The organism is Paucidesulfovibrio longus DSM 6739, from assembly GCF_000420485.1.
Lineage (GTDB): Bacteria > Desulfobacterota > Desulfovibrionia > Desulfovibrionales > Desulfovibrionaceae > Paucidesulfovibrio > Paucidesulfovibrio longus.
This window is the reverse complement of record NZ_ATVA01000004.1, coordinates 1-19,887: the sequence shown is the minus strand read 5'-3', so window position 1 is coordinate 19,887 and position 19,887 is coordinate 1. Positions and strand designations below refer to the sequence as shown.

The 19,887-nt window shown below is 61.9% G+C and carries 15 protein-coding genes; 6 read left to right on the top strand and 9 right to left on the bottom strand.

Features of this window, described 5'->3' with window-relative positions; translation table 11 throughout:
• Positions 1-19: 19 nt before the first annotated feature.
• The 4 genes from G452_RS20340 to sat all read right to left on the bottom strand — a co-directional run bounded on the left by G452_RS20340 (position 20) and on the right by sat (position 4,558).
• Positions 20-1,171 (bottom strand): methyltransferase domain-containing protein, encoded by a 1,152-nt coding sequence (locus G452_RS20340; RefSeq protein WP_022660471.1) that lies wholly within the window; start codon positions 1,169-1,171, stop codon positions 20-22.
• A 20-nt stretch (positions 1,172-1,191) separates the two neighbouring features.
• Positions 1,192-1,494, bottom strand: coding sequence for a hypothetical protein (locus G452_RS0101360; protein ID WP_022660470.1), 303 nt, complete (start codon positions 1,492-1,494; stop codon positions 1,192-1,194).
• Positions 1,454-3,076 (bottom strand): hypothetical protein, encoded by a 1,623-nt coding sequence (locus G452_RS17580; RefSeq protein ID WP_022660469.1) that lies wholly within the window; start codon positions 3,074-3,076, stop codon positions 1,454-1,456. Before G452_RS17580 ends, G452_RS0101360 begins: the two co-directional genes overlap by 41 nt.
• 195 nt (positions 3,077-3,271) lie before the next feature.
• The gene (gene sat / locus G452_RS0101350) at positions 3,272-4,558 is read right to left on the bottom strand and encodes a sulfate adenylyltransferase (protein ID WP_022660468.1); all 1,287 of its coding nucleotides are present in this window, start codon (positions 4,556-4,558) and stop codon (positions 3,272-3,274) included.
• Positions 4,559-5,133: 575 nt separating this feature from the next.
• On the opposite strand from sat, the gene aprB reads away from it, so the two are divergent.
• From aprB to G452_RS0101320, 6 genes are all read left to right on the top strand, one after another.
• Positions 5,134-5,628, top strand: coding sequence for an adenylyl-sulfate reductase subunit beta (gene aprB, locus G452_RS0101345; RefSeq protein WP_022660467.1), 495 nt, complete (start codon positions 5,134-5,136; stop codon positions 5,626-5,628).
• A 62-nt stretch (positions 5,629-5,690) separates the two neighbouring features.
• Positions 5,691-7,679, top strand: a complete 1,989-nt coding sequence (gene aprA / locus G452_RS0101340; RefSeq protein ID WP_022660466.1) for an adenylyl-sulfate reductase subunit alpha — start codon at positions 5,691-5,693, stop codon at positions 7,677-7,679.
• 161 nt (positions 7,680-7,840) lie between these two features.
• Entirely contained in the window at positions 7,841-9,088 is a 1,248-nt protein-coding gene (locus G452_RS0101335) for a CoB--CoM heterodisulfide reductase iron-sulfur subunit A family protein (protein ID WP_022660465.1), read from the top strand.
• Between the two features lie 3 nt (positions 9,089-9,091).
• Positions 9,092-11,362: an FAD-dependent oxidoreductase gene (locus tag G452_RS0101330; protein ID WP_022660464.1), complete on the top strand. Its 2,271-nt coding sequence runs from the start codon at positions 9,092-9,094 to the stop codon at positions 11,360-11,362.
• A 13-nt stretch (positions 11,363-11,375) separates the two neighbouring features.
• Entirely contained in the window at positions 11,376-12,635 is a 1,260-nt protein-coding gene (qmoC, locus tag G452_RS0101325; RefSeq protein WP_022660463.1) for a quinone-interacting membrane-bound oxidoreductase complex subunit QmoC, read from the top strand.
• A 60-nt stretch (positions 12,636-12,695) separates the two neighbouring features.
• On the top strand, positions 12,696-13,385 hold the full coding sequence (locus tag G452_RS0101320; protein ID WP_022660462.1) for a hypothetical protein: 690 nt from the start codon (positions 12,696-12,698) through the stop codon (positions 13,383-13,385).
• A 135-nt stretch (positions 13,386-13,520) separates the two neighbouring features.
• On the opposite strand, the gene G452_RS0101315 is transcribed toward G452_RS0101320, so the two are convergent.
• The 5 genes from G452_RS0101315 to G452_RS21920 all read right to left on the bottom strand — a co-directional run bounded on the left by G452_RS0101315 (position 13,521) and on the right by G452_RS21920 (position 19,887).
• Entirely contained in the window at positions 13,521-14,591 is a 1,071-nt protein-coding gene (locus tag G452_RS0101315) for an AbrB family transcriptional regulator (protein WP_022660461.1), read from the bottom strand.
• 130 nt (positions 14,592-14,721) lie between these two features.
• A complete protein-coding gene (gene larB / locus G452_RS0101310; RefSeq protein WP_022660460.1) occupies positions 14,722-15,465 on the bottom strand; it encodes a nickel pincer cofactor biosynthesis protein LarB in 744 nt (247 codons plus the stop codon).
• Positions 15,466-15,651: 186 nt separating this feature from the next.
• Entirely contained in the window at positions 15,652-16,845 is a 1,194-nt protein-coding gene (gene larC / locus G452_RS0101305) for a nickel pincer cofactor biosynthesis protein LarC (RefSeq protein WP_022660458.1), read from the bottom strand.
• A 794-nt stretch (positions 16,846-17,639) separates the two neighbouring features.
• A complete protein-coding gene (locus G452_RS0101295; protein ID WP_155887472.1) occupies positions 17,640-18,617 on the bottom strand; it encodes a hypothetical protein in 978 nt (325 codons plus the stop codon).
• A 1,108-nt stretch (positions 18,618-19,725) separates the two neighbouring features.
• Positions 19,726-19,887 carry an integrase core domain-containing protein gene (locus G452_RS21920; RefSeq protein WP_081650419.1) on the bottom strand — a complete coding sequence of 54 codons (162 nt, stop codon included), beginning with the start codon at positions 19,885-19,887 and terminating at the stop codon, positions 19,726-19,728.

Genomic DNA, 19,887 nt, shown 5'->3' with positions numbered 1-19,887 from the left:
AGGTCAAGGTTAAGGCGGGTCAGGGCTTGACCGCCACGATGCTGCAATCCACTTCCCCCTGCCGTTCCGGGGGCCAATGGCGGAAATCCGGGTGCAGCGCCGCAAGCTCGCTCGCGGGAGCGTCGTATCGGTGCTGAACCCGGTATTCGTCGAGCCGGAATCCGCGCGCCTCGAAAAGCCCGCGCCACTGGAACGGCGCGAGGCGGTTCTGGAAAAAGCGGTCGCGGTTGATCCGTTCCCATTCGTCTGCGGAGTGGGCGCGGTAGGCGATGGGCGAAAAGCCCTGGTCCGCGCCGAACGAGCGGTGGTCGCGGGTGATGATGGTCAGGACGGCGGCCCCGCCAGGGGCGAGCACGCGCCAGAGTTCGTCCACGGCCGCTTGCGGGGAGCGGACGTGCTCCAGCACGGCAAAGGAACAGGCCAGCCCGATGGAGGAATCCGCGACGGGCAAGGCGGAAAAGCGATGCGGAAACCGCAATTCGACGCGTTCCCCGTCGAGAACGGTGCGCCCTGCCTCGGTCTGAAAAAGAGCGTCCCAGTGCTCTGCGACGAGTTGCGGGGTCTGGCCGCGCGCTTCGGCCAGGGCGAGCACGTCGGCGCGCATGGCGCGATAGCTCGGCAAGGACGCGCTGATGTCGGGCCAGCGCATGCTGAAATCGTAGGCGTCCACGGCCAGAATGTGCGAGGGCGGGGGCGTTTCGAGCAAGGCCAGCAGCCCGCATTCCAGTCCGAGATAACCGCCCGGTCCCACGTGCAGCATCCTGCCGCCCGTGGCCAGGCCGTGGTTCCGAAGGCGCCGGAGCAGGAAGGAAAGGTTGTCCGTGGCCCGGCTGGACGGAAACGTGCCCACGAGATGGAAATCGCGTCCCCTGCTTAGGCCCATGCCTTCAAGCTGCGCGGAAACGGCTTCCCGCCCGGAAACCGTGGTCACGATGACGACGTCCGCACCCAGGTCGGGCAGGCTCGCCGGAGCGCGAACGGGCAGTCCCTGAAAGGATCGCCCCTGGAGGCTGGGGTCGTTGTCCAGAACCGCCAGGAGGCGGATTTCCGATCCTTGCTCCTCGAAGAATCGAAGCAGGTCGCGGGAGCCGTTGCCCGCCCCGAAAAGGACCACGGATTGGTCCCTTTCGAGGCGGGGCAGGGCTTCGATGTCGATCCATTCGAAGGGCATGTCGAGATCTCTGACGCGAACTAGAGTGCGAAGCCGTCCGCGGGTCCGCAGGCGGAAGCGTCGTCCTCGGCGTAGCCGAGTTCAAGGCGTTTGATCCGCTTGCGCACGAATTCCGCTTCCACGTTCAGCCGGAGCTGGTCGTGCTGCAACTCGAAGATTTCCCGGGCAAAGGAAATGCGTTTCTTGGCATCTTCCTTGGCGCGGAATTCCTTTTCCTCAGCGGCCTTGGCGGCCTTGTCGGCGAGGATGGCCTCCAGCTCGACATTCAGCTCGGCGATGCGCTCATCGACCGATTTTGATTCTGCGGCGTGTGGGTGCGTCATTCTCGGGTTCCTGAGCCTTGGGTTTCATGCGGCCCGAAGGCAAGGTGTTGAAGAGGTTCCAGAATTGGGGCCAGAGCGCGGTGAGCATGCCGGGGTTTTCAATGGCGATGCCGGGACGCAGGAAGGAAACCAGCGCGGACGCGAGGCAGAAGTAGGGCGAGGGACTTGCCCAGGAGCCTTCCCAGTGCAGTTCCGACGGGGAGACGCGCAGGCCGTCCTCCTCGGCGGAATAGCTCGCGCCGAGATGGTCGAGGAACTGGATGGCGTCGTCCAGGTCCGCGCCGTGGGGCGCGCGCACCAGCAGTTCGCGCCGCGAACGCAGGGCCAGGGCCACGCCCAGGGGGAAAAGCTCGGGCGCGTCTCCCAGGTCGATGTCCTGTTCGGGCAGCTTCAGCGCGGAGCAGACCAGCCGGTCCCCGTCGAGCTGCATGTCCGCGCCCAGTCCGCCCAGGGCGGCCAGCGCGGGGTGATCGAGGTCGGCGCGGCGGAACCCGCCGAGGGTGATCTTGCCGTCCGCGAAAATGGGCAGGGCCAGAAGATGCGCGGCAAGCACCGCGTCCGGAGGCAGGACCGGGGATTCGGGAAACACGGGCTTGCCCGGAGCCACGCGGCAGATCGTGTCGCCCAGGTCGGCGTCGATGCCTGCGGCCTGGAGCACCTCGACCACCTCCACCAGGGCGGAGCGCAGACCGGGGCGCGGCGAGAAGTCGAGGACCAGGCCCTGGGGGTAGGACCATGCGGCCAGCGCAAGGCCGGCGGCCAGTTCCGGCGAGGCGAATTCCGGCAGGGTCACGCGGGCGGCCATGTCGCCGCCGCATTCCAGCCGGGCGGGCAGTCCGTCGCCGTGCGGGTTCAGGGGCACGAGCCGCGCGCCGAGCTTCGGCAGCACGGTGTTCACGGCGGAGAGGTCCAGGAGCTTCAGCCCGGAGCCGCCGGAGAATTTCATGCGGCCCGCGCCGCCCAGCGCAAGGCCGAGCAGCAGGTGAAAGTTCAAGGCGTCGTCCCCGGCGAAGATGAGCTTGTCCTCGAAGACGAGTCCTTCGGAACGCTGGGCTTCGGCCCGATCGTCGCCGATCCAGGAGACGCTGCCGCCGGCCTGGTTCAGGCTTTTGACCAGTTCGATGAAGGGGTCGTTGAGGATGATGGCGTCCAGCGCAAGGGGGCGTCCGCAGGCCGCGGCAAGGACCATCCAGAGCCGGGTGCGCCGCAGGCAGCGGGGCGCGGTCATGCTCACGGCCACAGGCGTGCGCTGCGGGGCGAGCATATAGGCGTCCGCGCGGCGGCGTCCCTTGGCGTCGTCCTGACCGAAGAGATTCACGAGGTTGAAGAGCTGGCGAAGCAGGCGGGGGGGCAGGTCGCCGGAGCGTCCGGCGTTTTCCCACTCGGCCCAGAGCGATTTTTCCAGCGCGGTGTCGATGCGCTGCTTGCCCTGGGACCGGCGCCAGGTGGATTCCTTGCCGAGTCTCTGGCTGCGCCGCACGAGAAGCTTGAGGATCCGTGCGTCCAGGTCGAGGAGTTCTTCGAGACGCTCCTTGCGGATGTCCTGGCCGGCGGGATTGTTCTTTCCATATTCGGTTGTCATAAGGCTCCCTGGGGGAATGTAATAAGAGGGGCCTTTCTAGCCTGAAAAGCGGCGATCTTCAAGCGCTGAAACAGGGGCTGCGCAGCGGGCCGGAATACATATATTAAATGATCGGGCAAGGGGAACGGCGCGAGCGCAACAAAAAAGGGGAGAGGCCGAAGCCCCTCCCCAGAATCGATGCTTCGTAAGCGATGCTTACTTCATGTCGGCGCCGGAGGCGGCCTTCTGCATCTTGACCTCGACCTTCTCGGTCAGGCTGCCGTAGTACTCGCGCAGCAGCACGAGGACTTCGTCGCGACCGAAGTGGTCCACGACCTCGGCGCCTTCGGAAAGGGCCTTGCGCAGCTTGGTGCCGGACAGGATGACGCGGTCTTCCTTGGTGTGCGGGCAGGTGCGCATGGAGGCCATGCCGTCGCACTTGTAGCAGTAGAAGGTCCAGTCGATCTTCATCGGCTTGGTGAGCAGGGCCTTGCCGGGTTCGGGGCAGGCTTCGGTCACGTAGGGGATGCGGTCGAAGATTTCCTGGGCCTCGAACAGGCCGTAGAAGTCGCCGACACCGGCGTGGTCACGGCCGATGAGCATGTTGTTGATGCCGTAGTTCTGGCGGAAGGTGGCGTGCAGCAGGCCTTCGCGCGGACCGGCGTAACGCATGTCCAGCGGGTAGCCGGCGTTGATGACGTTCTCGGGCACGAAGTAGTTGTCGATCAGGGTCTGGATGCACTTGATGCGGACGGAACCCGGGATGTCGCCGGGCTTCAGGTTGCCGATCAGGGAGTGGATCACGACGCCGTCGCAGACTTCCACGGCGATCTTGGCCAGGAATTCGTGGGAACGGTGCATCGGGTTACGCAGCTGCAGAGCGGCGACGTTGGCCCAGCCGCGCTTTTCCATCTCGGCGCGGATCTGCGCGGGGGTCAGGTAGACGCCCGGGAAACGCTTGGCGTAGTCGCCTTCGGAGAGGACTTTGACGGGACCGGCCAGGTTGTACTTGCCCTGAGCCATGACCATCTGGACGCCCGGGTGATCCTTGAGGGCGATCTCCATGAACTTGCCGCCGGTGGAATCTTCGCCCTGGCCCTTGTAGACCATTTCGGATTCCCACAGCTTGTCGGCTTCGGTCATCTCGTACTTTTCGGTGATCTTCATGGTCGCGTAGGTCACGCCGTCAGGGGCGACCAGGGCGACTTCGTCACCGACTTTCACGTCTTCGTCGTTGGTGTCCAGGGTGACGGGGACGGGCCAGAAGGTGCCGTCGGCCATCAGGAATTTCTCGCACACGCCCTTCCAGTCAGCCTTGCCCATGAAGCCGTTCAGCGGAGAGAAGCCGCCGATGCCCATCATGATAAGGTCGCCTTTGGCGCGGTCGGAAATCTGGATCTTCTTCAGGCCTTCGGCCTTCTTCTGCTCAGCGGCGAGTTCGGCGCCTTCGAGCAGGCAGCAGACGAGGCCTTTGCCTCCATGAGGGGGTACCAGTTTGGACATGTGATCCTCCATATAATTGGTGTTAGCCATTCACCTCAGCCAGGGCAATACGCGGCGAAAACTCCATGTCTCCGCCGCTGCGAATGTGCTCTGCATTGAAACGTGGGATGGTTATGTCCCGATTGTGAATCTTGTGTCAAGGGCAAAATTTCTAAGGCATGGCGCGAGTTCCGCTCTTGCGGGGCAGGAGAGTGCCTCAAGAGTAGCTCAAGATGTTTTCTAGAGCTGAATCGGAAAAATAGAAACAAGAAACTATAATAATTTTCTAGAGTTGTCGATAGGCGGCAAGGATGGCGGCTTGAGAAAAAAAACACTTGCAAGCCCTGTGGGCTTGAAATATGGATGTGCAGGTTGGAGGTGGATACGACTTGGTCGCAACGCGTCGATGTCGCTGGGAAGGCTGGAATCTTCTGTTCCGTCCTCGCTTGTTCAAAAATTCACTTTCACCTTGACACCTCTTGCCGGGCTTGCTATTCCCGCTGTTCATAGCCTTGGCAATAGGCGAATAATATACATTGGTTGAAGGTTTTGTCGGTAGATGTGTAAGTTACTTTAACACCTTAGGAGGATATGCTATGCCGACCTTTGTCAACCCGGAAAAATGTGACGGCTGCAAGGGTGGCGAAAAGACCGCTTGCATGTACATTTGCCCGAACGATCTCATGATCCTGGATCCGGCCGAAATGCGCGCCTACAACCAGGAGCCTGATGCTTGTTGGGAATGCTACAGCTGCGTCAAGATTTGCCCCCAGGGTGCCATCGAGGCCCGTCCCTACGGCGACTTCGCTCCTCTCGGCGGTACCTGCATCCCCATGCGTTCCGCTGAGGACATCATGTGGACCGTCAAGTTCCGCAATGGTTCCGTCAAGCGCTTCAAGTTCCCCATCCGCACCACTCCGGAAGGATCCATCAAGCCCTACGACGGCAAGCCCGAGCCCGCCGACCTGGACTCCGAGCTGCTGTTCACCGAGACCGAGCTTGCGAAGCCCAAGGAAGCCCTTGGCAAGAAGTTCGACGTCACCGACGGTGGAATGTCCCGCGTGTGGAAGGGTGGCGAGCTCCAGGACTAGCTGCGGCTGGTTTGTTGCTTGCCTGAGAAATTGAATCGAATTTACTCCAAGGAGGAACTGATATGCCTCTGCTTCCCATCAAAGAAGCTTCCAAAGGCGTCGCTCTGGCCGAACCTGAAGTGATTGAGATGCACGCCGACGTCCTGCTCGTCGGCGGCGGCATGGGCAACTGCGGCGTCGCCTTCGAAGCCGTGCGTTGGGCCGACAAGGTCGGTGGCGACATCTCCATCATGCTCTGCGACAAGGCCGCTCTCGAGCGTTCCGGCGCCGTCGCCCAGGGTCTGTCCGCCATCAACACCTACCTCGGTGAGAACGAAGCCGACGACTACGTCCGCATGGTCCGCACCGACCTCATGGGCCTGGTCCGCGAAGACCTGATCTTCGACCTCGGCCGCCACGTCGACGACTCCGTCCATCTGTTCGAAGAGTGGGGCCTTCCCTGCTGGATCAAGAAAGACGGCAAGAACCTCGACGGCGCCAAGGCCAAGGCTTCCGGCCTGTCCCTGCGCAACGGCGACGCCTGCGTGCGTTCCGGCCGCTGGCAGATGATGATCAACGGTGAGTCCTACAAGTGCATCGTGGCCGAGGCCGCGAAGAACGCTCTGGGCGAAGACCGTTACATGGAGCGTATCTTCATCGTGAAGATGCTGCTCGATGCCAACCAGCCCAACCGCATCGCCGGTGCCGTCGGCTTCTCCACCCGTGAGAACAAAGTCTACGTCTTCACCTGCAATGCCGCTGTCGTCGCTTGCGGCGGCGCCGTCAACGTCTACCGCCCCCGGTCCACCGGTGAGGGCATGGGTCGCGCCTGGTACCCGGTTTGGAACGCTGGTTCCACCTACACCATGTGCGCTCAGGCCGGCGCCGAGATGACCATGATGGAAAACCGCTTCGTCCCCGCCCGCTTCAAGGACGGTTACGGCCCGGTCGGCGCCTGGTTCCTGCTCTTCAAGGCCAAGGCGACCAACTACAAGGGTGAGGACTACTGCGAGACCAACCGCGCCATGCTGAAGCCTTACGAGGATCGCGGCTACGCCAAGGGTCACGTCATCCCCACTTGCCTGCGCAACCACATGATGCTCCGCGAAATGCGCGAAGGTCGCGGTCCCATCTACATGGACACCAAGACCGCCCTGCTGAGCACCTTCGAGACCATGACTCCCGAAGAGCAGAAGCACCTCGAGTCCGAGGCTTGGGAAGACTTCCTCGACATGTGCGTCGGCCAGGCCAACCTCTGGGCCGCCACCAACTGCGCCCCTGAGGAGCGTGGTTCCGAGATCATGCCCACCGAGCCGTACCTGCTCGGTTCGCACTCCGGTTGCTGCGGCATCTGGGTCTCCGGTCCGGACGAGTCCTGGGTTCCCGACGACTACAAGGTCAAGGCCGACAACGGCAAGGTCTACAACCGTATGACCACCGTCAACGGTCTGTTCACCTGCGCGGACGGCGTCGGCGCCTCCGGCCACAAGTTCTCCTCCGGTTCCCACGCTGAAGGCCGCATCGTCGGCAAGCAGATGATCCGTTGGGTTGTGGACCACAAGGACTTCAAGCCGACTCTGAAAGAGAACGCCGCTGACCTCGCCAAGGAAATCTACCAGCCGTGGTACACCTACGAGCAGGGCAAGGGCATCTCCACCGACCCCGTCGTGAACCCGAACTACATCACCCCGAAGAACTTCATGATGCGCCTGATCAAGGCCACTGACGAATACGGTGGTGGTGTCTCCACTCTGTACATGACCTCCAAGGCTCTGCTGAACACCGGCTTCTGGCTGCTCGGCATGCTGGAAGAGGACTCCAAGAAGCTGGCCGCCCGCGACCTGCACGAACTGATGCGCTGCTGGGAGCAGTTCCACCGTCTGTGGACCGTGCGCCTGCACATGCAGCACATTGAGTTCCGCGAAGAGTCCCGTTACCCGGGCTTCTACTACCGCGGCGACTTCATGGGCCTGGATGACTCCAAGTGGAAGTGCTTCGTGAACTCCAAGTACGATCCCGCCACCGGCGCGACTACTATCTTCAAGAAGCCCTACTACCAGATCATCCCGTAAGCGGGTACGTCTACTCGGCTGCGGGCCTTCGGGCCCGCAGCCTTTTCTTCTGGGAGTGGGAAGATGGTCTGAACCCGGCCTGGGACTTCGAGTCGTCCTTGCCTGGGTTTAGGCCATTTTCTTGAGTGGGCCTTCTAATGATCATCTAGGGAGGAATGAGAATGTCGAACAACAGTATTCTCGTAGTGGGCGGTGGATTCGCAGGGATCACCGCCGCCTTGGAGGCCGCTGAATTAGGCTACGAGGTCTTCATCGTTGAGAAGAACCCGTACCTTGGCGGACGAGTGGCGCAATTGAACCAGTATTTCCCGAAATTGTGTCCTCCCTCCTGCGGCCTTGAGATTCAGTTCCAGCGCATCAAGAAGAACCCCAAAGTCAAGTTTTTCACCCTTTCCGAGGTGGAATCCGTCAGCGGCAAGACCGGTGACTTCAATGTGAAGATCACCACCAAGCCCCGCTACGTGAACGGTCGCTGCACCGGTTGCGGCGAGTGCGCCAAGGCCGCCAAGACCGAGGTGGAGAGCGAATTCGATTTCGGCACCGGCAAGCGCAAGGCCGCCTATACCACGCACCTTTTCGCGTTCCCGGCCCGCTACACCATCGATGCCGATGCCTGCGACAAGATCGAGCTTGAGCGCATCAAGAATGCCTGCCCGTACGACGCCATCGATCTGGACGAGCAGCCGCGCAGCTTCGAGCTGAACGTGGGCAGCATCGTCTACGCCACCGGCTGGAAGCCGTACCCCATGGAAAAGCTGACCACGCTGGGCGCGGGCAAGGTTGCCAACGTCATTTCCAACATGCAGATGGAGCGCCTGGCCTCTCCGTCCGGCCCCACCGACGGCAAGATCGTCCGGCCGAGCGACGGCGCCGAGCCGAAGCGCATCGCCTTCGTGCAGTGCGCGGGCTCCCGCGACGAAAACCACCTGAACTACTGTTCGTACATCTGCTGCATGGCCAGCCTGAAGCAGGTCCGCTACGTGCGTGCGCGCTACCCCGAAGCCAAGATCGTGGTCTACTACATCGACCTGCGCACCCCGGGACGCTACGACAAGTTCAAGGCGCTGACCGTGGACGACCCGAACCTCTCCCTGGTCAAGGGCAAGGTCGCGGCCGTGGCCGAGGACGCCAGCAAGAACCCGATTCTCACCGTGGAGAACGCGGTCACCGGCATCAAGAACGACGAGAAGTTCGACCTCGTGGTGCTCGCCACCGGCATGCAGCCCAGCATCGCCGGCGAGAAGCTGCCCATGGGCCTGCCCGTGGACGAAGAGGGCTTCATCATCGGCGGCGAGGACAAGGGCGTTGTGGCCGCCGGCTGCGCGAAGCTGCCGCTGGACGTCATGAAGACGGCTCAGAGCGCGACCAGCGCCGCCCTCAAAGCCATCCAAAACGTTGTCGGGAGGTAAAAAATGGCTGAGAAGCTTGGTGTATACATTTGCGGCGGTTGCGACATCGCCAAGAGTCTTGATGTCGAGGGCCTTGCTGCGTTCGTCAAGAACGGCAAGCACCAGTCCCTTTGCCCGGTGGTCAAGACCAACTCGGTGCTCTGCTCTCCCGAGGGCAAGGCCGAGATTGAGGCTGACATCCAGGCCGAGGGGCTGGACGGCGTGGTCCTCTGCGCCTGCTCCCCGCGCGTGAAGTGGGACGTGTTCCAGTTCGGCGCGACCCAGGTCAACCGCGTGAACCTGCGCGAGCAGTGCGTCTGGACCTTTGCCGACGATCCCGGCAAGGAAAACCTGCTGGAGCTGATGGCCAAAGACTACGTCAACATGGGCATCACCTACCTCTCCAAGAGCAAGGTTCCCGCGCCGGAAACCGAGAAGTGCTCCCAGACCCTCCTGGTCCTGGGCGGCGGCTTCACGGGCATGACCGCCGCGCTCGAGGCCGCCAAAGCCGGACGCGAGGTCGTCCTGGTCGAGAAGCAGGCCGATCTCGGCGGCGCCATGAAGAACATGTACAAGACCTTCCCCCTGACCTACCCGCACACGGAGCTTCAGGACACCGGCCTGGCCGGGCTGATCTCCGCGGTGACCTCGAACGCCAAGATCACGGTCAAGACCTCGGCCACCCTGGAGCAGCTCAAGGGCGCTCCCGGCCACTACACCGCGGTCGTGAACGGCGAGGAGCTGAGCATCGGCGCGGTCGTCCTGGCCACCGGCTGGACCGCGGGCGACGCCAAATACCTGGCTCCGCTCGGCTACGGCAAGTTCAAGAACGTGGTCACCACGGCCGAGCTGGAAAAGATGGCCAAGAACGGCGGCATCAAGCGTCCTTCCGACAGCAAGGCGCCCAAGAGCGTGGCCTTCATTCTCGATGTCGAGAAATTCATGGAAAAGGTCAATTACGCCGAGAGCGCCGTGTGCGAGCCGCCGGACGACCTGCCCTGCGACGGCACCGAAGAGGAAGGCGAGGAGTGCGAGACCTTCCACTACGAGAACAAGGAAAGCGCCAAGCACCTTGCCTACAGCTCGGAAATCTCCAGCCTGGTCGCTCTGAAGCAGGCCGCCTACGTCCGCGAGGATCCCGAGGCTTCCGCCTTCATCCTCTACGACCACATGATGGTCCCCGGCGTGAACGAGCGCTTCTACAAGGCCGCCCAGGACGATCCGGGCGTCATGCTCGCCAAGGCCCGCGTCACCGAGATCAAGGAAGGTTCCGGCGGATCGCTGATCATCTCCGCCAAGAACTCGCTGCTCGGCGAGGACATCGAAATCGTGGCCGACATGGTCGTCCTGCCCACGGCGCTGGTGCCGGGCACCGCCCATGAGCCGACCATGAACTTCAAGTACCGCCAAGGCCCCGCCTTCCCGGATCTGGAGCTCTTCGACGGCTTCACCGATTCCAACTACATCTGCTTCCCGTACGAGACCCGCCGCACCGGCGTGTACGCCGCGGGCTGCGTGCGCCAGCCCATGCCCATGAGCCTGGCCGCGGACGACGCCGCGGGCGCCGCGCTCAAGGCCATCCAGTGCGTGGACAGCGCGGACCACGGCGTGGCCGTGCATCCCCGCTCCGGCGACCGTTCCTACCCGGTGTTCAACTTCGTGCGCTGCACGCAGTGCAAGCGCTGCACCGAGGAATGTCCGTTCGGCGCTCTGGACGACGACGAAAAGGGCACGCCGATGCCGAACCCGACCCGCTGCCGCCGCTGCGGTACCTGCATGGGTGCCTGCCCGGAGCGCGTCATCGGTTTCGACAACTACAACATCGACCAGATGGGCTCCGCCATCAAGCAGGTCCAGGTGCCGGACAACATGGACGAGGGCGGACCGCGCGTCATCATTCTCGCCTGCGAGAACGACGCCTACCCCGCGCTGGACATGGCGGCCTTCCGCGGCCATGCCTGGAGCCCCTACGTTCGCGTCCTGCCCGTGCGCTGCCTCGGCTCCGTGAACGCCATCTGGGTCGCCGACGCCATGAGCAAGGGCGTGGACGGCGTGATGCTCCTCGGCTGCAAATACGGCGACGACTATCAGTGCCACTTCATGAAGGGCTCCGAGCTCTGCAACCGCAGAAAGGAGAACATCGCCGAGTCGCTCAAGCGTCTGGGTGTTGAGCCCGAACGCGTCGAGCAGTATGAAGTCGCCATTGACGAGTACGACAAGGTTCCGGGACTGATCGAGAAGTTCATGACCGAAGTCGTCGCCAAGTTTGGCCCCAACCCCTTCAAGGGCTACTAGGAGGAATTGGACCATGTCGAACCCCGTCAAGGTTCAGCCGGACCTTAAATTCGTAAAGGAACTGCAAGCCGTTGGGGGCGAGTCCCTCAAGAAGTGCTATCAGTGCGCCACCTGTTCGGTGGTCTGCCCCCTCTCGCCCCAGGACGATCCGTATCCGAGAAAGGAGATGGTCTGGGCGCAGTGGGGCCTGAAGGACAAGCTTGTCAACGATATCGACATCTGGCTCTGCCACAACTGCGGCACCTGCTCCGACCTGTGTCCCCGCGGCGCCAAGCCCGGCGACCTGCTCGGCGCGCTCCGCAACATGGCCTACCGCAGCCTGGCCGCCCCGCAGATCATCGGCAAGTGGATGAGCTCCTCCAAGTTCCTCCCGCTGCTGGTGGCCATCCCCGCGGTCCTGTGGATGCTCATCTGGGTCATCCGCGCCGGACAGCTGGGCACGGCCTTCCCGCTCTTCGAGCTGGCCGGCCACGGCTGGGAAGTGTCCGAGAACGGCGTCATCGCCTACGGCGGACTCTTCCCCGGCGACTTCACCATCGACCCGATCTTCGTGCTGACCTTCTTCACCATGGTCGGCATCTTCGTGGGCGGCGTGCGCAAGCTCCTGGCTTCCTTCGCCGACCTGCCCAAGGTCTACGTCCTGGGCCAGAAGGAAACCCCCGGCTTCCTCTGCGCGCTCATCGACACCCTGAAGTACGAAGTGCTGCAGAACAGCCAGCTCAACGAGTGCGGCGCCGAGCCCAAGGACCAGCAGCGCTTCAAGGGACACCTGCTGCTGATGTACTCCTTCGTGGCCCTCGCCATCGTCACGGGCGTCGTCGCCGTGACCCACTGGGGCGGCTACTTCCTGAGCTGGATCGGCGCCCCCGAAGGCCTGACCGACTTCGTGTCCATGGTCGGCCATACGCCCATGAACCTCGTGAACCCGGTCAAGCTCCTGGCCAACGTCGGCTTCTTCGCCGGACTGCTCGGCCTGATCTGGCTGACCGGCCGCCGCGTGAGCCTGGACAAGGCCAAGCAGGGCTCCTCCTGGTACGACTGGTACCTGCTGACCATCATCTGGGTCGTATTCCTGACCGGCTTCGGCGCGGAAGTGCTCCGCCTGACGGGTCAGAAGTTCATCGCCTACCCCACGTACTACGTGCACCTGGTGGCGGTGTGGATGCTCTTCGCGTACCTGCCCTGGTCCAAGCTCGGTCACCTCGTGTACCGGACCGTGGCCCTGGCCTACGCCAAGAAGATCGGCAGGATTCCCATGGGACCGCGCGTCTAGCGCGAGCCGGGCGAGAATTAACAAGGTAACAACGTTTCTACCTTTTTTAGGAGGCATACGATGTCCGACGTCAAGGAAACCCCCGTCCAGGAAGTGCAGGAAAAGGTGTTCCCCATCAGCACGTTCGTGAACGCGCTGCGCGGTGCCGACCAGGTCGACGCCGAGATCCTGGAGTTCCTTTCCTTCGTGACCCAGTCCGACGTGAGCGCCGATCTGGCCCCTGTGGCCGCCGGCCTTTCCAAGGGCTATATCTACGAAGTCGAGCCGAGCCTGACCAAGCAGGCCGCCGGTGACCTCACCGCTCTCGGCAACAAGGTCAAGCTGGCCCCCCTGGCCGGTGCCGAGCTGTCCCAGGCGCAGGCCGCCCTGGGCAAGCTGGCCGAACTCCAGAAGGAGAACGCCGCGCTCAAGGCCGAGGTCGCCAAGCTGACCTCCGAGAAGTCCGACCTGGATGCCCAGGTCAAATCCCTGGCCGCCAAGGTCAAGGTCACGGATGACGCCAACAAGGCCGGTGAATCCAAGATCGCTCTCGCTTCCAGCAAGATCGACGACATGGTCAAGAAGCTCAACGCGCTCATGGAAGAAGTCAACAAGGTCAAGGAGCAGGGCGTGGTCGTGGCCGGTGCCGCCGGCGGCGGCGCTGATGCCGGTGCGGCTGCGGGCGCTTCCTCGGATGCGCCTTCCACGGGCGGCGAGCCCGAAGCCGACTTCGGTTTCGGTTCCAACCCCTTTGCCGATTCCGAATGGTAGACCGCTGCTCCCTGGGATCATGAAAGGCATTCAGGCCCCTGCTTCGGCAGGGGCCTTTTTCTTGGCCTGGAGAAGGCCCAGGCGATCAAGGGAAAGGTCTTAGGGCCGGTGATCCCGGCAGAAAGGGCGTTTCGTTCAGCGCGCGGGACTCGCGCCGCTCAGGCGGCAGATCATGCGGGCGATGACCGGACCTGCAAGCACCACGGCGAAGAGGCGCAGGGTCTGGAGCGCGAGCACGAAGGAAACGTCGCAGTCGCTTCCGAGGGCGATGGCCGCCACGGTGTCCAGCCCGCCGGGGCTGGTGGCCAGATAGGCGCTGAGGATGTCCACGTGCAGCCAGGCCACGAGCATCCAAGCCGCGCCGCAGCAGAGCGCGATCAGAGCCGCCGTGGCCAGGAGCATCTGCGGAACGGCCCGCAGGGCGTAGCGGACCATGTCCGGCGTGAAGCGAAGGCCCACGTACCAGCCCAGGCTGGCGTAGGCGGCCCAGAGCAGCCAGGAGGGCAGGGTCAGGGTCATGGTCCCCGTGGCCGTGAGCGCGGCCCCCATGATCATGGGCAGGATCATGGCTCCGGCCGGGATGGGCAGCACGCGGGCGAGCAGCATGGACCCCGCGATGAGGGCCAGGGTTTCCAGCGTGGGAACCAGCGGGGGGAAAAGAACCGGAACCGCGGCCTGTCCGGGGTGCAGGGGCGCGGGGCCGCCCATCAGGAAGCGCGAAACCACCGACGCGGTCAGCACCACCAGGGACATGCGCAGATACTGCATGAACGCCACCATGCGCACGTCCGCGCCATAGGCCTGGGCCAGAGCGGTCATGGCGGCCGCGCCGCCGGGAGTGGTGCCCCAGGCCGCCGTGCTGCCGGGGAGGGTGCCGAAGCGCAGCAAACCGAGACCCACCAGCGCGCCGGAGGCCAGGATGGAGGCGACCGCCAGGAGCATCACGGGCCAGTCCGACAGCATGGCCGCCAGGGTGGACGGCGTCAGGGCGCGAGCCACCATGCAGCCGATAACGGCCTTGGCGAGCGTGAACATCGCTTCGGGAAGCTTCAGTCCGGTCCCTTTCAGGGCGAAGAGCGAACCCGCCAGCAGTGGGCCGAGCAGCAGCGCGGCGGGAAAGGCGGCCAGTCGAAGCAGGCCGGAAAGCAGGATGGATACGAGCACCAGCAAGGCCCAGAGGGAGCCGGAGCGGGCAAGGGATGGCATTTCGAATTCTCCGGGGAATGGGGACCGGGGTTCAATGCGGGAACGGCTGCGCGCCGCCCGCGAATCTACGTGCCGCCGCCGCGATTGTACAGCCTGCCTGGACGCGGGAGGGGGAAGCTTCGGGCAGCCCTCAGAACAGGTTGTTGATCTTGCAGGCGGCGCAGGCCGCTCCGAATCCATTGTCGATGTTGACCACGGTCACTCCGCTGGCGCAGGAGGTGAGCATCCCGAGCAGCGCGGCAAGGCCGGAAAAGGCGGCTCCGTAGCCCACGGAAGTGGGCACGGCCACGATGGGCTGCGGGAGCAGTCCGCCGACCACGCTGGCCAGCGCGCCTTCCATGCCTGCGACGACGATGAGCACGCGGGCGCTGCGCAGCGCGGGCAGGCGGTCCAGAAGCCGATGGACTCCCGCCACGCCGACGTCGGAATAGAGCGTGGCCCGGCTGCCGAGCATTTCGCAGGTCAGCCGCGCCTCTTCGGCAACAGGCAGGTCGGAGGTGCCTGCGGTGACGATGGCGATTTCGCCATCCCGGAATGTCTGTTCGCCCCGCACGAGGGTCAGCACGCGCCCAAGGGGATTGTACCGCGCGTCCGGGCAGACGGAGAGCACGTGCGCGGCCATGGCGGGCGAAACGCGGGTGGCCAGGACATTGGAACGTTCGCCCATGCGGAGCATGATTTCGCCCACCTGTTCCGGCGTCTTGCCCTCGCCGTAGATGACCTCGGGAAGGCCGTTGCGCAGGGGGCGGTGCAGGTCGAGCATGGTGTGGCCCATGTCCAGGAACGGGAGGTCGCGCAGGCGTTCCAGTCCCTGTTCCACGCTCAACGAGCCGTCCTGGATTTCAGTGAGAAGCCGTTTCAAATCGAAAGTCATGTTTCCTCCATGCAGAGGGCGGCAAGCCGCCGGTTCCGGCCCGAAAGCGGAAGGCGGGTCTTCGCGGCTGCAATGAGCCGCCGGGCCTCGGAAAGGCGCGGCAATGAACTCGCCCCGCCGGGCGCAGTCCCCTGGACAGGACGCCGCGCGTGTGCGTTGCCTGATGCGCTGGACGGCGCATGGCGGTCACTTCCCACCCTTTTGAATTTCTTCGTAGATTCGGGCCAGGGGCAGACCGTGTTGTTGCGCCAGGGCGCGGCAGTCTTCCAATTCCGGCTTGGAGCGCAGCCGTTCGCCGCGCAGCAGGGCATGCTTGATCCGTACCGGGCCGAAAGCAGTCTCCAGCGTCTCGAATTCGACATCCAGCACTGACTTGCGCAGGGGAAAGCTCTTCACGCCCAGGGTCGAGGTGTGGCGGAAGAGCAGTTCCTTGAAGCGCTCCTCCTCTTCCGGCGCGCAGAGCAGCGAAAGGCATGTGGCCGGCCTGTTTTTCTTCATTATTATGGGCGTGAAGTGCACGTCCATGGCGCCTTGTTCCATGAGCAGGTCCAGGGCCGCTCCGAGCATTTCCCCGGTCATGTCGTCGATGTTGCATTGCAGCAGCCGGGCGGGCTGCTGTCTCCAGGCGGCAGGGGCCGCCTCGGCGCGCGCCAGGTGCACGCGCAGGACGTTGGGGATCTCGGAGTCGCGGTGTCCGATTCCGCAGCCGCTGCGCAGCGTGGTCATGGCCGGGGAGTCCGTGAAGACGTCCGCCAGGGTCGCCAGGATGGCCGCGCCCGTGGGGGTGGTCGCTTCCTGGCGGACAGCGCCCCGCGTCGTGGGGACGCCGTGCAGGATCTCCACGGTGGCCGGAGCGGGCACGGGCAGGGTTCCGTGGGCGCAGCGCACGAACCCGCCCCCCAGCTCCACCGGGGACGACCAGACCGCGTCCGCTCCGAGGCTGTGCAGGCAGATGGCCGCGCCCACGATGTCCACGATGGAGTCGGTGGCGCCGACTTCGTGGAAGTGCACTTCGTCGAGAGGCTTGCCGTGAACGCGCGCTTCGGCCTGGGCGATTCTGCGAAAGATCTCCAGGCTGGTCTGCTTGACCTCGCTGCGCAGTCCGCTGCCGAGAATGATGGCTTCGATGTCCGCGAGGTTGCGGTGCGCCGAATGCTCGCGGGCCTGGCCCGTTCCTGGGAACGCGAGGGACACATCCACGCGGGTGCCGCAAAGGCCGTGCCGGGAATCCACGCTGACGTCGAGCCGGAATTCATCGTCCATGCCGAGCTTGGAGAGTTCCGCGCGCAAATGGTCCGGGTCCACGCCGAGGTCGATCATGGCGGCCAGATTCATGTCGCCGCTGATGCCCGCGAAGCAGTCGTAGTAGAGTATGTTCATGGTTCCGCGCGTTTCCTCCTGCTCCGCGTCGGCCGGGCCGTCAAGACCAAGGCCGGGTTGCGCATGGCCAGGCGCGCATGTCCGCGCTTCAAGGATATCGCCACATAGGTTCGGTTTTGTCCAGTCCGCCTCGTCCGGAGCGGCTTCGAGCGTGCAGCGCGATTTCGTCTGCCGAGCGTATTTCCGGCCCAGGGCGTTCTTGACGTCCGTTCTTCGGCGCAGTCGGAGAGAAATGGAGTTGTATCCTGAAATCAACGTAACCTGCTGAAATCAAGTCAGCGTAGCGAGGGGGATAATTCGTAAAGTTGTATACCGGAAGTGAGGTGCCGGTCGGCTCTGAGCGAAATCTGAATAATAAAGTTGCATACTGGAGATGGATGTTTTCACATTCAACCTACCGCACCTTCATGCCCTCACGCGTATGCTTTATGCGCGGCGACAGGAAGAATTGGATGAGGCGACGCTGTTTGCTCTTGATCTCGGCGGAGGCTTGCATGCCGGGGGAGAGGTTGCCGCGGTTGCCCGCCGCTCCATCCAGGCCAGTCGCCGGGATGGTCATTTGTCCCGCGAAAAGAAATGATAGTTCGGCCGCTTATGGTGTATGTCTGGGCAAAGAAAGAGTCTTCTGACGGTCCAAGAAGATCGACCGAGTGAAGGCCAATGTTGACATTTCCAATTCTTACTCCAGAGAGCGTAATTTTTGGATCATAGCCCCTATTGTAAGAATTAAGTGCTAACAATGCGTTGAGAACATCTTTATGAATAGCCATTATGCCACCTCATTATATGAGTATTTAAAAGTCGACTTTTAATTTGGCCCTTGCACCTGAGATTTCTAATTCCATAAAATGCGCAAGAATAGGCAAGTTCATTGTAGGACCATCCCCCATCCAAGTCGCCTTAGTTTGAATTTCAAACGACTGATACTGATCATCCGTCAACTCAACCCAGACATCCTTCAGATCATATCCTTGTCCCAGGAGGGCTGTTGCATTCTCTTTTGTGAGCAGCACCGCAGTCATGGGGTCGGAAGCGTCCGAAAGATACACCAGCGGCGGCAGCCATTTCCCGGAAAAAAAGACTCGCCCGTCTAGGCTGGGACGAATGAGCTGAACGGCATCGACATCAAGCCCGGCTGCCCGCCAGGGCCAAACGGCCATTCTTAGTGGATGAGCATCAATATCCAGCAAGGCGATAACACAGCGGCCATCTCCGAGATCGCAATAGGCTGCCTCGCCATGTGTCCTTACTTTCCCGTCTCCATACCTTTGGAACACCTCGATAGGAAAAATCGAATTTCTGGTTTCAACCATGCTCACACCGCTGACCACTCCATTGGGCGTTTGAACATCAATGCCCAAGTAGAATGTATCTGTCCGAGCGAAAGCATTAACAATGAGGATGCTCACAAAGAGCAAAAACAGAAATGCAGCAGCTATGGATGACAGAAATGCTGGGATGAATGAAAACCATTTTGTCCTGACCAACATCAGTGACAGGAGCAGCACAGGGAAATAATAGATGGGTATCACCGCAACAGCTGTCCAATCTGGTCTATGGCTGCCGAAGACGATCAGCCAGAAAACAAATCCATAACTAAATGCGGGATACTTCTTGAACATGGTGCTGATCCAATTTCGGAACGCACCAAGGAGCAGCAAGAATTTGTTTATTCGTGATTTAGAAGAACTACATGCATTGCTGTTTTCATGTTCCGAACCATTTGCTCTTGATTCAAGTCTTATACTTTCATTTTGCTTGTCTTTTTTCACAGCTTACCTAACAACCCTCAGCTACATGCGCGTAGAATTGATCGAGACATATTCGAATGCATACAAATACTGTTTGCATAAGACGGTGTGGATGGACATTCTTGACAATATATTTTTGATCCGATCTGAAGTGATTGTGATCAATTTATTTAGGTTTTTTGTGCATAATTTCGGATGAAATTCAACCCAAATCTGCGGCAATTCGTTAAAATATTTGAAAAGAAAAGTGTGATTGGAAAACTGCGCCAGTAAGTAAGAAGGAGGACATATAAGATTCGGGGGAGGCTTTTGATGTCCAAGCAGAGGAGAAGGTTCACCGCCGAATTGAAGATCCGTGCCGTCCTGGATGCTCTCTCCGAGAAGCAGGCTCCCCCGCGCTCGCGGGATGGTCCTACACAGGAGAATTTCACCCCGGCCAGCGCCGCGTCTTCACCGCGCTCGCGGGGGAGTCCACAGTTTTGGTGTTGCAGGAGGTCGAAGAGGGAAGAGCATTTTACATCAACAAAAAAAGCCTCGAAGTGGTTGCTCTCTTCCGGGCAAGCAGTGCCCGGAGATGCGACCATTCGAGGCCAAGGCTCTGTCGGACCCCTGTCCGCCGAGCAAGCAGTGCTCCAGGAGAAGGGACAACAGAGTGGTTGAAAGCTATACGCAGAAGCCGATCTTGTCAACGCCCGCCCTGCTCGGCTTGGGACTATCCCCGGATTCGCGGGGAGAGTCCCAAGTCATGTCGGAGAAAAATAAAGTTGTATACTCAAACTAGCGTAACCAGTTGAAATCAGGTAGGCGTAGCGAGGTTGATATTCCGTAAAGTTGTATACTGGAAGTGAGGTATCGGTGGGTTCGGGGCGAAATATGAAAAATAAAGTTGTACACCCAAAGACCCGTCGGATGGGTGGTAAATAATGTGAGCGGGGCTCGCTGATCGACATGCCCTGTGCGCCTTCCCCCATCCTTTGGACCACTGAGCGGTCATTTTAAGGTGGAGCCCGGCGTCCGAGTTCGAGCCTCCGAGGAGGCGATTTGCCGTATCCGTTGTGGAGCGTAGCCCGTCCCCGTAGGGGCGGCCCGAAGGGCCGAGGGCGGAGCGGAACAACGGATACGAGCCAAGTCAATGAACATTGAAACTGCCCCTGTATACATCCGCTGGAGTCCTCTTGTCCAACGACGAATGTCTGCGTTCCTCATTGTAGTAGTGAAAATACCGTGTCAGGCCATGATATAGCTCGATCCCATCGGAATACGCCTTGGGGTAAACATCTTCGTATTTCAC

Coding starts and splice junctions, on each gene's coding strand:
- G452_RS20340 (WP_022660471.1), bottom strand. CDS start 1,171: ATGCCCTTCGAATGGATCGACATCGAAGCCCTGCCCCGCCTCGAAAGG.
- G452_RS0101360 (WP_022660470.1), bottom strand. CDS start 1,494: ATGACGCACCCACACGCCGCAGAATCAAAATCGGTCGATGAGCGCATC.
- G452_RS17580 (WP_022660469.1), bottom strand. CDS start 3,076: ATGACAACCGAATATGGAAAGAACAATCCCGCCGGCCAGGACATCCGC.
- sat (WP_022660468.1), bottom strand. CDS start 4,558: ATGTCCAAACTGGTACCCCCTCATGGAGGCAAAGGCCTCGTCTGCTGC.
- aprB (WP_022660467.1), top strand. CDS start 5,134: ATGCCGACCTTTGTCAACCCGGAAAAATGTGACGGCTGCAAGGGTGGC.
- aprA (WP_022660466.1), top strand. CDS start 5,691: ATGCCTCTGCTTCCCATCAAAGAAGCTTCCAAAGGCGTCGCTCTGGCC.
- G452_RS0101335 (WP_022660465.1), top strand. CDS start 7,841: ATGTCGAACAACAGTATTCTCGTAGTGGGCGGTGGATTCGCAGGGATC.
- G452_RS0101330 (WP_022660464.1), top strand. CDS start 9,092: ATGGCTGAGAAGCTTGGTGTATACATTTGCGGCGGTTGCGACATCGCC.
- qmoC (WP_022660463.1), top strand. CDS start 11,376: ATGTCGAACCCCGTCAAGGTTCAGCCGGACCTTAAATTCGTAAAGGAA.
- G452_RS0101320 (WP_022660462.1), top strand. CDS start 12,696: ATGTCCGACGTCAAGGAAACCCCCGTCCAGGAAGTGCAGGAAAAGGTG.
- G452_RS0101315 (WP_022660461.1), bottom strand. CDS start 14,591: ATGCCATCCCTTGCCCGCTCCGGCTCCCTCTGGGCCTTGCTGGTGCTC.
- larB (WP_022660460.1), bottom strand. CDS start 15,465: ATGACTTTCGATTTGAAACGGCTTCTCACTGAAATCCAGGACGGCTCG.
- larC (WP_022660458.1), bottom strand. CDS start 16,845: ATGAACATACTCTACTACGACTGCTTCGCGGGCATCAGCGGCGACATG.